The organism is Scopulibacillus daqui, assembly GCF_016908855.1.
Taxonomy (GTDB): domain Bacteria; phylum Bacillota; class Bacilli; order Bacillales; family Sporolactobacillaceae; genus Scopulibacillus_A; species Scopulibacillus_A daqui.
This window is the reverse complement of sequence record NZ_JAFBER010000025.1, coordinates 26,475-39,908: the sequence shown is the minus strand read 5'-3', so window position 1 is coordinate 39,908 and position 13,434 is coordinate 26,475. Positions and strand designations below refer to the sequence as shown.

Genomic DNA, 13,434 nt, shown 5'->3' with positions numbered 1-13,434 from the left:
GGCTACGCATCGAGGCCTTGGTAAGCCATTACCTTACCAACTAGCTAATGCGCCGCGGGCCCATCTGTAAGTGATGGCAGAACCATCTTTTACTTCCGCACCATGCGGTGCGAAAGGTTATCCGGTATTAGCCCCGGTTTCCCGGAGTTATCCCAGTCTTACAGGCAGGTTGCCCACGTGTTACTCACCCGTCCGCCGCTCGTTCCACAAACGTCACTCCGAAGAGATCTGTTTGCTTCCCGCGCTCGACTTGCATGTATTAGGCACGCCGCCAGCGTTCGTCCTGAGCCAGGATCAAACTCTCAATAAAGTATGGATGTTGAACATCCTTTAAAAAACTGTGAAACAGTTAAACTTTTAATCGTTATGATCCTTAGCTGTTGTTGAAAGTTGCCCTTTCAATCACGCTTGGCTTTTGTTTAGTTTTCAAAGAACAATCATTATTTTTAAGTCTTTGCCGTTCGATAGCGACCTTTTTATTATATCAAGCCGTTAACATCTTGTCAACAACTTTTTATGGTTTTTCGCTTTTGTTTTTTGTTCCTTTCAAAAGCGACGTTCATTATATTAACATCGTAGTTTCATAATGTCAATATGTTTTTTTGTCTGTTTCGTGAATCGCATTAAATCGACATGAAATATAATATCATCTGATCTTATTTAAGTCAACATTTTTTTTAAAAACAATATTCAAGCGTCCGATCCGTTTCAGTCATCATTTTATTAGGCAGCTTGGTGATAAATAATATATCTTAATAGAAGGCTATATTCTGAAATGCTTTTTAAAGGAGGCTGTCGAATGAATACAGAAGAATATTTAGAACGGTTTAAAGCCGTCCCCCCGCTACAAATCGATTTATCTTCTTTAAGCAGGCTTCAATATCTGCACATCACACATATTCCTTTTGAAAACTTGGATGTTATTCACCAGATTCCCATCACCTTAAATATAGAAAACCTTTACTGCAAAGTCGTCAAACAACAGCGCGGCGGATTCTGCTATGAACTGAATGGTTTATTTCAGCAGCTGCTTGATCAGCTTGGTTTTAATTCTTATCTTATTGCTGGTACCGTCTACGCCGGTGATGGCAAATGGGCAAAAGAAGAAAGCCATGCCGCGATTATTGTTGAATTAGACAAACCTTATCTTGTTGATGTAGGGTTTGGCGACTCATTTCGCCAGCCAATTCCCTTAAGCGGGGAGATCGCAACAGATATAAGCGGCAGCTACAGAATAATTGAAGAAAGCCAAGGCGTTTACCTTCTTCAAAGAAAAAGAGGCGGCGAAGAGTGGCAAATACAGCATCGTTTCACTTGCAGCCCAAGGTCTTTAACGTCTTTTAATGATGCGTGCCGCTATAATGAAACATCACCTGATTCCCCATTTACAAAAGAAATTTTGGTTACTATCGCAACAGAAAAAGGTCGTGACACATTATCCGGGGATACTTTAACTATCACTAATGGCCAAAATAAAATGAAGAAACATATCTCGAAAGACCAACTGGAACAAGTCTTGAAAAAGCACTTTAAAATTGATGCCAAAAGCGTTTATCATAACAAGACGCTCTGCTTTGATAAATAAACAAATTAATTTGCTCTAAACTTTCTTATTTTGTCATAATAATGGTGCGGGAATCATTTTAGTTCGAAACGCTCATAAATCGTTAACCATGCTTATTTTTTGATGGGAACAATGAAAGGTGATGTGAAATGAAAATAAAAACTGCCAAACTGCCGGGCATCGGCTATAAAATTTCAATGGTAACTGCTGAAAATAGTATGATGGTTCTCATTGTCCATCATAATGGAAAACGCGACCTGTATATGTTTGAGGATGCCGATAATGATGAACCGGACTTCTACATCAATTTGACAGCTGAAGAGACAAGAGAAATCGGCGCCCAACTGCTTGGTGCCATTTATCAGCCGGTTGATGTGGACAAAGCCAAAATGTTTAGAAAGCAAATTCAAATCGAATGGATAGAACTGTCCAAAGAATCCCAGCTTGTCGGTAAAACGATTGGAGAATCAGAAATACGCCCGCTGACAGGTGCATCTGTTATAGGAATTGTAAAAGGAGAAGATTTAATTGCTACACCAGATATAGATGTTAAATTACAAGCCGGCGATGTCATCATTGCTATTGGAAAACAGGAGCAAATCAGAGAACTGTCCCTCTTATGCGGTGAAGGGGAAAATCATTAATGCATGATACACCCTTTTATCTCGCGGCAGGAATGATCATTCTTCTCCTCTTCATTTTTGGTTTTATCGGGAGAAAAATTCACGTTCCAGGTGTTATCCTTTACATTGTCTTAGGCATTATTCTTGGAGGTCTCATCTCTGACAATGCTGTCTTAGATATCGCAAGTAAAATCGGTATCATTCTGATGTTCTTTCTGCTCGGTTTGGAATTTCCAATGAGCAAACTTGGGGAAACAGCTAAAAAAGTATGGTCCGGCGGTCTGTTAAATATTGCTTTAAATTTAGGTGTTCCTTTTCTTATTTGTTACTTTTTTGGGCTTAACTTTTTAACATCTTTCCTTATTAGCGGAGCTGTATATGCAACAAGCTCTTCGATAACAGCCAAACTGCTCGAAAGCACAAAAAGAATGGCAAACATTGAAAGTGAATATATTCTTGGCCTTCTTATATTTGAAGATTTAGTTGCTCCTATTTTAGTAGCGGTTCTGATCGGTCTCACTTCCGGCCAAAAAGTGACAGGCGGCCAGCTTGGACTGCTCGTATTAAAAATAGCTGTTTTAGCGCTTATTGCTATCCTTTTAGGCCGATATGTTTTCAGTAAACTGAGCAATTTTATCGAACGTATTAATGATGAGGATATTTTTATACTGTTTACAGTAGGTATTGCTGTTGCCTACGGCGGATTAGCCGTGTATCTTGGCTTATCGGAAGTGCTCGGCGCTTTTCTCGCCGGCATGATGCTTGCAGAAACCAATGAAATTGAAGAAATCGAAATCACAACCATTCCGGTTCGGGATTTGCTGCTCCCTCTCTTCTTCCTTTCATTTGGTTCAACGATTGATTTAAGCCACGGCGTACCAATGATCGGCCTGTTAATTGTTATGCTTATTTGGAGTATTATTGCCAAAATACTTGTCGGCGTTGTTGGCGGAAGATGGTACGGCCTTTCAAAACGCGTGTCTTTAAGAGCCGGCTTATCGATTACATCGCGCGGTGAATTCTCTGTTGTTATCGCAAGCCTGGCTTCAGGTACAACAAAAGTATTTTCAGGCATTTATATCCTTATTGCTGCATTTATCGGCATTGTTCTTTTTATATTCGCACCTAAAATAACAACAAAGATTTACGGCAGCCCAAAAAAACCGAAGAAAAAAATTAAAGTTCCCGAGGGCTGAAAGCAAGTGCCGAAATGGCGCTTGCTTTTCTTTTTGTACATAAATCATGCTTAAACGTCAAATGATAAAGGTAAATCATGACTAAGGAGCAGATAGATATGCCAAAACAAACTAACAGCCGGGAAAAAATTGAAGCGCTTGAAGATAGGATTGAAAATACTCAACAAGCCATAGAAGACAGTCAGCAAATCTTAAATACAGCGCCAGATGCTGAACAGCGCGGCGCTATTGAAGAAAAAAACAGAAGAAGAATGGAAGCCATTCATACTGCAAAACAAAGAATCAAGGGAGAGAAAGAGGAATAAAGATAACTAACCGGTATACTTCGGGGAGCTCCCAATGAACTCCGGCTTCTCTGAGAAACCCTTCGAACATACTCTCATTCTTTTATACAAACGCAAGTTATATAAACGCAAGTTATATAAACGCATGTTATATAAAAGAAAATCATTTTGCTATTATCCCTTTTAATGGGCTTTTCATTAAGCTTTAAATGTCAATGAAAATGAATGCAATCCGAAAAAATTGCGAGATCGTGGTTTTGGGTTATAAAGGTGATTTTCGCATTATTCCCGACTTAAAAATCAGCTGATATCGGCCAATTGGACCGAATATCGGCTTTTTTCTTTTTCATTGGTTCCGCTAATCACTCTTATGTCAACAAGCACAAAAATATATTTTTGAGGCATATCAATTATAAGTATCTAACAATAAAATTTTATTGGAAGTAATCAAGCATGCTGCTATTCAGCCTAGAAATGGTTTGGCTTAAATCATTTTCATTGATTACCTCATCTGTAAATATAAAGAAAGTCCTGTATCGCTTTAAACGATGCAGGGCTTTTATGTGTGATGTCCCAGTAAGACCCGGGTCTTAGTCAAAATGCATCCCCGGTGCGTTTTGGAAAATGAATATTTACCGTAGACTGAAGATATCCAAGGAAGGAGGGGAAAAACATGAGCTTAAATTTCAAAAGTGCAGTCGGAATGATATTGCTAATTATCGGCGCTGTCGGCATTTTAGGCATGCTGGGCATCCACATCGGCGGATTGATCCCATTCGCCCTTTCAATCATTTTCATTTACTTTGGAGCAAAAAAATTAAAAACTTCTTCAACAAACGGACAAAAAATATTGGGTGTCATAGCGTTGATTATTGGTCTTTTAATGTTTGTCGGCCTGTTGCCGCTACTCGTTTCATTTGCTGTTTCTGCAGTGCTTGTCTACTTCGGCTGGAAACTCATTAAGAGCGATCCGGAACCCGCTCCTGCATTAACAGATGAAGCGGGTCATACTTATAAAGATGTCAATTTAGAAAGCAACTTTGACAAAGAATGGAAAGATTTTTTAAAACGACACAATGATAATCATTAAAAAACTCATTTAAAGCTTAAATAAAGGGAGGCATTCTTATGGTATTAAAAAGAATGAAAAATATGATCACTGCTACAATTAACGAAGGTTTAGACAAACTTGAAAATCCACAGATTATGCTTAAACAATATTTGCGCGATATGGATGCAGAAATAGCCAAAGCAAAGCATGCCATTATCAAACAGCAAGCCATCGAAAAAAACTTTTTTATGAAAAAAGATGAAGCAGAGAAATTGGCAGCAAAGCGCAAGGAACAAGCGCAGCGGGCTTTTGATGCAGGTGAAGAAGATTTGGCCCGCAAAGCCCTTCAAGAAATGAAACACTTTGAAGCGAAAGCTAAGCAATATGAAGATCTTTATGAAAAAGCCGGCGAGCAGGTAAAAGATCTTAAAAACCAATTAAGTCAACTTGAAGACAAATTCCAAAATTTAAAAGATAAGAAGAATGCATTAATTGCTCGGGCTAATGCAGCAAAGGCTAAAGAGCATATGTATACCTCTATTAACCGCATTGATTCAGAAAGTACGTATAAGGAATTCCAGCGTCTCGAGGAGCGCATTTGTGAAATGGAAATCAAAGCAAATACGTATGCAGGCTCCAGTTTTGAAGGCAATTCTAGTGAATGGACAAAACTCGAGTACGCTGATGAAGCGGAAAAAGAATTAGAAAAAATGCGTAAGGCTAAATTGGGCTGATCCCCGTGCAGTTGATACTTAAATGAAGAATGGGCATCTTAGATGCCCATTCTTATCCTATCATAAGGAGCAATTTATTTAAATTTCACAAGCATTGCCGCCGAACGCACGGCATCTTCTTACAAATATGACACAGCTGATCTTTCAGGAATAAAAACAATTGCTGTTGACACAAAAAGCACTTCTATCAATCTCATTCCCTCCGAGAAAAAGCAATTGGCTGTTTCAACACACGGAGGAAAACACCGGGCCATTATTGACCGTCAAGACGGCATCATTAAGATTGGCACTAAATTTAAATTTTTGAGTTTCTTACCGTTTTGGAAACCTTCGACTCTAAATATTTATATTCCTGAAAATTACAGCAAAAACTTAAATATTACAACTATTTCAGGAAATGTTAAATTCGATGGAAAATCTATAGATAAAACAATAAAATTAAATAAACTTAGGTTAAATGCTGATTCAGGAAATATCGCTTTGAAAAACTTGGATATCAACCGCTTAGACAATGAGGAGACATCCGGCAAATTAAATGCAGATAACCTAACAACAAAAACCGCATCAATGGATGTCAAATCAGGTAACATTCATTTATCCCGATTTACAGGCGAATTAAATGGTAAAGTATTATCAGGACGCTTAAATGCTCATTTCAAGAAATTAAATGAGCCGGTTGATTTAGATGTTAAATCGGGCAGCGTCTCGCTCAAATTCCCAAAAAACGCTGATTTTTACCCTCAACGCACACACAAAGCGGAAAGGTTACTATCAATTAAATTGGTTATAAAGGAGGCGAACCTATTTGAAGCAGTTAATTGGATATGGTGCAGTCCTTATCGGCATTATCATACTTTTAGGGGTTATTGGTCTCGGCCTCCTTGTAGGTCCTTTAATCTTTGCAGCAGCCGGCATATTTTTTCTTAAAAAACAGCATCGATGGATTGCCTGCATTTGTTTTACTTTAGGACTGATTGTTTTATTTGAAGATGTTTTCCATATTCATATAGCTGGCCTTTTCATTGCCCTGCTATTCATTTACATTGGTTATCGAATGTTTAAAAACGGTAAGAAAACCGCTCAAAATAAACAGCCATCTGTTATGAAAAAGGACCAAGTTGACGATTGGATCGATGAGGAAATTGAAAATCTGGAAAAAGAACAGTATCAAAACCCTGAGAATAACGACGATCCAGTCATTATCGTAAAAACCCCGGAATTCCGCGGTTCGCTTATCGGTGATCTGCGGCTCATTAATCATAGATATGAGCTTAAAGATATGAATTTATCCTACGGCATCGGAGATAACAAAATCGACCTATCAAAAGCCATCATTCATGAAGGCGAAAACACCATTGTCATCAGCGGGCTGATCGGTGATGTCGATATATATATACCTTATGATTTAGATGTATCAGTCGCTGCCTCGGTTACTATCGGAAATGTTGAAGTATTAGGCTACAAAATGGGCGGCTTAAATCGGCAAATTAATGTTGAAACAAAGGGATACGAAACAGCGACAAGAAAAGTGAAGATATCAATCTCCAACTTTATCGGCGATATTGATGTGAGGCACTTATGAGAAATAGGAAATTGACAAATATACAGTGGCGGATGACACAATTTACCCTCTGCATTTCCTTGTTTGTATCCTTAGCGTCGCTTGTCATATTTTTGTTTTTTTACAAGCTGGATTTTAAGTCGCTTCTTTTAGTTAAGTGGTTCAATATCCCCTTTATATTGCTTATTTTCATTTTTGCGATTGTAATCGGTATATTGACGGGTTTCATTTACGGCAATATGTTGAAAAAGCGGCTCGAGCTTTTGGTTGAGTCAATTTTAAAATACGAACGGGGCAACTACGCCCACCGCGTCCCTTATCTTGGCGATGATGAAATCGGACTGATGGCTGACCATTTAAATCAAATGGCCGGCACGATCGAAAAACAAGTGGCTTCCCTGCAAAAGTTATCAACAGAAAAAGCCGAATGGAACGATCAATTAAAGAAATCGGTCATTTCCGAAGAACGGCAGCGTCTGGCCAGGGAGCTTCACGATGCGGTCAGTCAACAGCTGTTTGCCATTTCTATGATGTCCTCAGCGATACAAGAGAACATCGATCCCGCCAATAAGAAGGTGAAAGAGCAAATGACGATGGTAGAAAAGATGGCTGGAAACGCTCAGAATGAGATGCGGGCGCTTCTCATGCATTTAAGACCCGCTACACTTGAAGGCAAAGGGCTTAAGGAAGGTCTGGAAGAACTATTTGAAGAATTTAAAGCAAAACAACCGATTAATATGAGTTGGGATATTAAGGATATCCCAAGCTTGCCCAAGGGTATTGAGGATCATCTGTTTCGTATTGTCCAAGAAGCCATGTCTAATGTTTTTCGCCATTCACAAGCCACTTCAGTCGCTGTCCGCCTCAGTGCGGCTAACCAGCAGCTTCTTCTCAGAGTGTTAGATAACGGCATTGGCTTCGACATGGACAAACCAAAAACATCCTCTTACGGTCTAGAGTCTATTAAAGAGAGGGCCAACGAAATCGGCGGTGTTGCTGAAATCATTTCATTCCCCGGCAAAGGCGTGCAAATTGAAGTCAAAGTGCCGATTATTGATAGTGAAAGGAAGCGAAAACAATGATACGCGTATTGCTAGTAGACGATCATGAAATGGTGCGAATCGGCTTATCCGCTTATCTGGAATCACAGAAAGACATCGAAATTGTCGGAGAGGCATCTGATGGAGAAGAAGGCATACGGCTGGCGATTGAAAAAAAGCCTGATGTTATATTAATGGATTTAGTTATGGAAGGCATAGACGGCGTCGCAGCAACCCGGGAAATATGCAAAGCACTCACCGACCCTAAAATCATCATTCTGACAAGCTTTATAGACGACGACAAAGTATACCCGGTTATTGAGGCAGGCGCCCTAAGCTATTTATTAAAAACCTCGAAAGCAAGTGAAATCGCTGATGCCATTCGGGCTGCGATGAAAGGCGAATCCGTTCTTGAAGCCAAAGTAACCGGTAAAGTCCTTTCGAAAATGCGGCATTCAGAACAGCCTAAGCCCCATGAATCATTAACCGCCAGGGAATTCGAAATTCTAAAATTGATCGCTGACGGGAAAAGCAATCAAGACATTGCCGATGAATTATTTATTGCCATTAAAACGGTCAAAACCCATATTACAAATATCCTGTCAAAACTAGGCGTTGAAGACCGCACACAAGCTGCGATCTACGCTCACCGCAATAAACTCGTTCAATGAAGCAGCGGCAAACTGAATGAATAGCCATTTTATAAGCAGACCGGGGGCATTCCCCCTGACTGCAAATAAGGCGTTTAAAAAATCGGAATTCGTGTAATAGTTTAATAACATTTAAATGAACTTGGGGGAATCAATATGAAGCCGCTCATACACGAATACGATAATGAGCAACGTTTAATCAGCGATATAAAAGGTTTGAAAAAGTTAGGTGTATACAGGAAAGATATCTATATCCTTTCCAGCGACAACAGCCGTACAAAACATCTGGCAAAACAAGCCGATGTCAATACCATCGGTTTAGAGGAACTTGGCTTCAGCGGAACTTTAGGATGTTTGCTTAATGAGAAAGATGACGAACTCGTTAAAAAGATGAAGGAAGTGGGCTTTTCAAATGAAGAGGCAAAAAAATATAAAGAAAAGTTGTATCAAGGAAAAATACTTTTAATTATCAACAATCATCAAGAAGTAAGAAATTTGCATCCATAACATAGGCCTCCCCCTATGTTATGGTGAACAGTTTTTTAACACGTTAGAAATGTCCGCGAAAGACCGCTGCCTCTTTAACCAAACCTCGGAACAGTCCTAAGAACTGTCTATGATTTCGCCATAAATTTTCTGGATGCCATTGCACCGCAAGACAAAATGAATCACCTGTATATTCAATAGCTTCCGCCAGTCCTTCATCGTCCCACGCAACAGCCTCCATATTAGGAGCAATATTTTTTACCGATTGGTGGTGAAACGAATTAACTCTCATTTTGTCAGTATCGCCAAGCAAACCATATAATTGGCTGTTAGGTTTGATATGTACCGTATGACTTAAATGTCCTCTTGGAGCTCGCTGCGAGTGCTGTACAGTGCCGTTCCATTCATGAGCCAAATCTTGATAAATTGTACCGCCCAGTGCTATGTTCATGACCTGCATTCCCCGGCAGATGCCAAGCACCGGCTTTCCTTGCGCATGGACGGCTTTCAATAATTCAATGTCAAGCCAATCGCGTTCAGGAATAACCGTTCCCAGACCAAGCCGGGGTTCTTCACCAAATATAGCAGGATCTACATCAACACCCCCGCTTAACAGCAGCCCATCAATACGGTTGGCAAACTCCTGAATGTTATCTATCTTCTTCAGAAAAGGTATAACCAATGGCAGTCCGCCGGCTTCTTCAATGGCGTGTGCATAATCGTCGGATAGGTAAACCCCTTGCAACGGCGGACCCGGCAGATTCGATGAATGCTTCTGACGCATCCCAGTCATTCCGATAATCGGTTTCATGGCTATCATTCCTCTGCTAAAATTTATTTCTCATCACAAATTTCATGATAATCATTCCATATGATTCAGCCTTTTTCCTGCATCTTTTTAAAAGCCTGCAATGATTGGCCAACGGCTGCAGGCTTATCCCTAAATGAATTAACTTTCAAGTGTTGTCATGCCTTGTGCCGGAATGCCTCATTCTTCCTTTCCTCGTTTCGCACTGAAGGCATGCTAAGCTGTTGTTTTCGCTTGAATCCCTTTCAGCCACTTCTGAAGAAGAGAGAAATATAACTTTAATCGCCCATAGATTTCATCAGCCAATGCTTCTTCATAGGCCAAAGCTGTCAAATGACGATCAACAACCATTTGCAGGGCATTCCGATTTTCATTATCATCAAACAATCCGACTTCATGGCATGTTCGAACCACACCTTTAGGCGAAAAAACATTAAGACCCTCTACCTCATAGAGCATCAGCCTTGACGCTTTAAAGACAGCATCGAAAGTAAAGGCAAAACGGTGAAGGGCAGCATCTCTTTCAATAGCTGTCGGGCGCTCTATTTTCAAAACTTCTTTAAAAGCATTCAGTGCTTGTTCAGCTAAACAAACGCGTTCGCATAACCTTTCCATAGCATCCCTTCCTTCTTCAATAGGCCGTCCGTTTATTTTTAAGAAAAACTTAGTATCATTAAAGCAAACAATCAAAAAACAGGACATTTTTTCTTTTTATTCTATTCGATAAATAATGATGCGGCAATCATTATTTTCAAAATAAAAAAGATTTTAACATTTGTTAACAAAAAGAATTGATGACCACCCTTTCGTCATTTAATGCGATAATAAGAAAAAAACAATTCAGGTGATCATAAATGAGCAAAAACCGCCATTCTTTAGAAATTGAACTAAACGCCATTTTAAAGGCATCCAATGACAATATTGTGATAACCGATGGAGAAGGCAAAGTCTTAAAAGCCAGCCCAAACTGTGAAGACATTTATGGCTGCAGCCGATCATATCTAATCGGCAAAACGGTATTTGAATTAGAAAAAGAAAATATCTTTACCCCGTCAGTGTCATTAAGGGTTCTAAAGGAAAGAAAAGAAGTACAAGTTATGCAAAAGACACTGACCGGCCGGGTCGTTATGGCTACCGGCATTCCCATCTTCGATGACCATAAAACATTAATCAGGATCATTAGTTTTTCCCATGACCTGACCGAGATTCAAAAATTGCGGGAGGACTATGAACATCTGCAAGCCAAAATGAAACAGTACGAGTTTAAAATTAAAGAATTGCAAGAGAAACAATTCGGGAATGAAAAAATGATTATCAACAGCAAAAAAATGCAGAAAACATGGGACTTGATTCATCGTGTCGCGAAATCAGACGCTGCCGTTCTATTGCTCGGCGAGTCCGGCGTTGGAAAGACAGCTTTTGCACATGCCTTGCATGATTTAAGCGACCGAAAAAATGAGAGCTTTATAGAAGTCAATTGCGGCGCCATCCCGGAAAACCTTTTCGAGTCAGAAATGTTCGGCTATGAAGCAGGGGCATTTACAGGCGCCAGCAAAAAAGGAAAAAAAGGCATGATTGAGCTCGCAAATAACGGCACATTATTTTTAGATGAAATCGGTGACCTTTCACTTGATAATCAAGTCAAATTGCTGCAAGTGCTGCAAAGCAAGAAAGTAGCGCGAATCGGCGGCAATAAAATGAAACAAGTGAATTTCCGGCTGGCAGCAGCCACGAATCAAAATTTAGAACAGCTTGTTAAGGAGAAAAAATTCCGTCAGGACCTTTATTATCGTTTGAACGTTGTTCCGATTACAATCCCTTCTTTGCGTGAAAGAAAAGAAGATATCTATCAGCTTATTCATCATTGCCTTTCAAAGTTCAACAAAAAATACCAGTCTCGTAAATCTTTTCATCCAACAGCGATTGACGCCCTTCTAAAATATGACTGGCCGGGAAATGTCCGGGAACTGGAAAACTTAATTGAAAGGCTCGTCATTACAAGCGAAACAGATATCATATATCCAGGCAGCCTGCCATTTAATGAACAATCCGATCACAGCCGGCATACAAACTGGTCTGAATTGGAACATTTTGACGACCGTTATTTAACCCTTCGAGAGGCTTTGCAAGCAGTTGAAAAAAATTGGCTGGAACGTGCCTGCCGGCAATACAAATCAACCTATGAAATGGCAAAATATCTTGGATTAAGCCAATCAACCGTTGTTCGCCGGCTAAAAAAATACCATATCCGTTAATTCATTTTGAATCGACTCTTTCAAAATGAATTAATTCCCCTATGTTTAATTCAAAAATGAATCAATTTTTTGCGCTATTAACCGTCTTTTCTCGACAAAAACGCTGGCATAGAGTTTGCAATATTCAATATTGAAAGATACTTTTTAAGGAGGCTTTAACATGTATAAACCAAAAGATTCATCAAAATCTCCGCGTTTTTGCGGAATGCGAACGTTTATGAGATTAGAATCGGTGAAAACAACCGACAATGTCGATTTTGTTATTGTTGGTGTCCCTTTCGATACGGCTGCTTCAAACAGAACTGGACAACGATACGCTCCGCAGCATATTCGGGACTTTTCTGTATTGCTGCGGCCTTATAATCCCGAACAAGAAATTAACATTTTCGAATACTGCTCCGGTGTAGACTATGGAGATATCGATGTCATACCAGGGAATATTCATAAAACCTACCAAAATATTGCCGACGAACTCGATAAAATCCTTCAAAAATCATTAACACCTATTATGATGGGCGGCGATCATTCCATTACGCTTGGACATCTAAGAGCCTTTGCCAAAAAGTACGGCCCTGTGGCTCTTGTTCATTTTGATTCGCATGGTGATACTTGGGACAACTATTACGGAGAAAAATATATGCATGGCACGCCATTTCGAAGAGCTGTTGAAGAAGGTCTTCTTGATGTAGATCATTCTATTCAAATTGGCATGCGGGGACCTTTATACGGCCCAGAGGATATTCAAGAACAGCGGGACCTTGGCTTTAAAGTGATAACAATGAAGGAAGTTCGGAAGCTTGGCTATGAAAATGTTATGAAACAAATTCATGAACGAGCCGGCGATAAACCCGTATTTGTTTCTTACGATATTGACTTTCTCGACCCTGCCTATGCGCCTGGTACGGGAACACCGGAAGTTGGCGGACCGACAAGCTATGAAGGCTTAGAATATGTCAGAGGATTAGATGGATTGAATCTGGTCGGGTTTGATTTAGTTGAAGTTCTCCCTTCTTATGACAGCGGTGATATAACGGCTGCTGCCGCTTCATCAATTATCTATGAAATGATGACATTAATAGCCTTAAAAAAACGCCGGAATCAGGAAAACACTATAAGAGCAAATGAAAAGTTTGCCAAGCAATAAGAGCTTTTTCGATGGGTATCTTCACGATGATACCCATC

At 39.8% G+C, this 13,434-nt stretch carries 15 protein-coding genes and 1 rRNA gene; 13 read left to right on the top strand and 3 right to left on the bottom strand.

The window, feature by feature from the left end; all coding sequences use genetic code 11:
* Positions 1 to 310: ribosomal RNA gene (locus JOD45_RS14075) — 16S ribosomal RNA — on the bottom strand; the annotation flags it as partial.
* Between the two features lie 489 nt (positions 311 to 799).
* Between JOD45_RS14075 and JOD45_RS14070 the strand changes: the two genes are divergently transcribed.
* The 11 genes from JOD45_RS14070 (at position 800) to JOD45_RS14025 (ending at position 9,210) form a co-directional block, all read left to right on the top strand.
* Positions 800 to 1,585 carry an arylamine N-acetyltransferase family protein gene (locus tag JOD45_RS14070; protein ID WP_205004539.1) on the top strand — a complete coding sequence of 262 codons (786 nt, stop codon included), beginning with the start codon at positions 800 to 802 and terminating at the stop codon, positions 1,583 to 1,585.
* Between the two features lie 128 nt (positions 1,586 to 1,713).
* Positions 1,714 to 2,208, top strand: a complete 495-nt coding sequence (locus JOD45_RS14065) for a cation:proton antiporter regulatory subunit (RefSeq protein ID WP_205004538.1) — start codon at positions 1,714 to 1,716, stop codon at positions 2,206 to 2,208.
* Positions 2,208 to 3,383: a cation:proton antiporter gene (locus tag JOD45_RS14060; RefSeq protein ID WP_205004537.1), complete on the top strand. Its 1,176-nt coding sequence runs from the start codon at positions 2,208 to 2,210 to the stop codon at positions 3,381 to 3,383. Before JOD45_RS14065 ends, JOD45_RS14060 begins: the two co-directional genes overlap by 1 nt.
* Positions 3,384 to 3,481: 98 nt before the next feature.
* Positions 3,482 to 3,688, top strand: coding sequence for a hypothetical protein (locus tag JOD45_RS14055; protein WP_205004536.1), 207 nt, complete (start codon positions 3,482 to 3,484; stop codon positions 3,686 to 3,688).
* Positions 3,689 to 4,340: 652 nt separating this feature from the next.
* Positions 4,341 to 4,757, top strand: a complete 417-nt coding sequence (locus JOD45_RS14050; RefSeq protein ID WP_205004535.1) for a LiaF transmembrane domain-containing protein — start codon at positions 4,341 to 4,343, stop codon at positions 4,755 to 4,757.
* A 38-nt stretch (positions 4,758 to 4,795) separates the two neighbouring features.
* Positions 4,796 to 5,452: a PspA/IM30 family protein gene (locus JOD45_RS14045; RefSeq protein ID WP_205004534.1), complete on the top strand. Its 657-nt coding sequence runs from the start codon at positions 4,796 to 4,798 to the stop codon at positions 5,450 to 5,452.
* A gap of 72 nt (positions 5,453 to 5,524) precedes the next feature.
* Complete coding sequence (locus JOD45_RS16640; protein ID WP_205004543.1) at positions 5,525 to 6,379, top strand: DUF4097 family beta strand repeat-containing protein; 855 nt, start codon at positions 5,525 to 5,527, stop codon at positions 6,377 to 6,379.
* On the top strand, positions 6,270 to 7,034 hold the full coding sequence (gene liaF / locus JOD45_RS16635) for a cell wall-active antibiotics response protein LiaF (RefSeq protein WP_420825889.1): 765 nt from the start codon (positions 6,270 to 6,272) through the stop codon (positions 7,032 to 7,034). The genes JOD45_RS16640 and liaF overlap by 110 nt, the downstream gene beginning before the upstream one ends.
* Positions 7,031 to 8,095 (top strand): sensor histidine kinase, encoded by a 1,065-nt coding sequence (locus tag JOD45_RS14035; RefSeq protein WP_205004533.1) that lies wholly within the window; start codon positions 7,031 to 7,033, stop codon positions 8,093 to 8,095. Before liaF ends, JOD45_RS14035 begins: the two co-directional genes overlap by 4 nt.
* Positions 8,092 to 8,724, top strand: a complete 633-nt coding sequence (locus JOD45_RS14030; protein WP_205004532.1) for a response regulator — start codon at positions 8,092 to 8,094, stop codon at positions 8,722 to 8,724. Before JOD45_RS14035 ends, JOD45_RS14030 begins: the two co-directional genes overlap by 4 nt.
* 135 nt (positions 8,725 to 8,859) lie before the next feature.
* Positions 8,860 to 9,210: a YflT domain-containing protein gene (locus JOD45_RS14025; protein ID WP_205004531.1), complete on the top strand. Its 351-nt coding sequence runs from the start codon at positions 8,860 to 8,862 to the stop codon at positions 9,208 to 9,210.
* A 43-nt stretch (positions 9,211 to 9,253) separates the two neighbouring features.
* Here JOD45_RS14025 and JOD45_RS14020 read toward each other — a convergent pair whose 3' ends face one another.
* Together JOD45_RS14020 and JOD45_RS14015 are read right to left on the bottom strand one after the other, a co-directional pair.
* On the bottom strand, positions 9,254 to 10,000 hold the full coding sequence (locus JOD45_RS14020; protein ID WP_239549291.1) for a gamma-glutamyl-gamma-aminobutyrate hydrolase family protein: 747 nt from the start codon (positions 9,998 to 10,000) through the stop codon (positions 9,254 to 9,256).
* A gap of 213 nt (positions 10,001 to 10,213) precedes the next feature.
* A complete protein-coding gene (locus JOD45_RS14015) occupies positions 10,214 to 10,612 on the bottom strand; it encodes a nucleotidyltransferase substrate binding protein (RefSeq protein WP_205004530.1) in 399 nt (132 codons plus the stop codon).
* A 239-nt stretch (positions 10,613 to 10,851) separates the two neighbouring features.
* Here JOD45_RS14015 and JOD45_RS14010 point away from each other — a divergent pair, with 239 nt between their 5' ends.
* Together JOD45_RS14010 and speB are read left to right on the top strand one after the other, a co-directional pair.
* Positions 10,852 to 12,252, top strand: coding sequence for a sigma-54 interaction domain-containing protein (locus JOD45_RS14010; protein WP_205004529.1), 1,401 nt, complete (start codon positions 10,852 to 10,854; stop codon positions 12,250 to 12,252).
* 160 nt (positions 12,253 to 12,412) lie between these two features.
* Complete coding sequence (gene speB / locus JOD45_RS14005) at positions 12,413 to 13,396, top strand: agmatinase (protein ID WP_205004528.1); 984 nt, start codon at positions 12,413 to 12,415, stop codon at positions 13,394 to 13,396.
* Positions 13,397 to 13,434: the final 38 nt, after the last annotated feature.

Bases quoted from the DNA above. Each gene is read 5' to 3' on its own strand.
- JOD45_RS14070 (WP_205004539.1), top strand. From the start codon at position 800: ATGAATACAGAAGAATATTTAGAACGGTTTAAAGCCGTCCCCCCGCTA.
- speB (WP_205004528.1), top strand. From the start codon at position 12,413: ATGTATAAACCAAAAGATTCATCAAAATCTCCGCGTTTTTGCGGAATG.
- JOD45_RS14045 (WP_205004534.1), top strand. From the start codon at position 4,796: ATGGTATTAAAAAGAATGAAAAATATGATCACTGCTACAATTAACGAA.
- JOD45_RS14030 (WP_205004532.1), top strand. From the start codon at position 8,092: ATGATACGCGTATTGCTAGTAGACGATCATGAAATGGTGCGAATCGGC.
- JOD45_RS14065 (WP_205004538.1), top strand. From the start codon at position 1,714: ATGAAAATAAAAACTGCCAAACTGCCGGGCATCGGCTATAAAATTTCA.
- JOD45_RS14035 (WP_205004533.1), top strand. From the start codon at position 7,031: ATGAGAAATAGGAAATTGACAAATATACAGTGGCGGATGACACAATTT.
- JOD45_RS14020 (WP_239549291.1), bottom strand. From the start codon at position 10,000: ATGAAACCGATTATCGGAATGACTGGGATGCGTCAGAAGCATTCATCG.
- JOD45_RS14060 (WP_205004537.1), top strand. From the start codon at position 2,208: ATGCATGATACACCCTTTTATCTCGCGGCAGGAATGATCATTCTTCTC.
- JOD45_RS14055 (WP_205004536.1), top strand. From the start codon at position 3,482: ATGCCAAAACAAACTAACAGCCGGGAAAAAATTGAAGCGCTTGAAGAT.
- JOD45_RS14050 (WP_205004535.1), top strand. From the start codon at position 4,341: ATGAGCTTAAATTTCAAAAGTGCAGTCGGAATGATATTGCTAATTATC.
- JOD45_RS14025 (WP_205004531.1), top strand. From the start codon at position 8,860: ATGAAGCCGCTCATACACGAATACGATAATGAGCAACGTTTAATCAGC.
- JOD45_RS14010 (WP_205004529.1), top strand. From the start codon at position 10,852: ATGAGCAAAAACCGCCATTCTTTAGAAATTGAACTAAACGCCATTTTA.
- JOD45_RS14015 (WP_205004530.1), bottom strand. From the start codon at position 10,612: ATGGAAAGGTTATGCGAACGCGTTTGTTTAGCTGAACAAGCACTGAAT.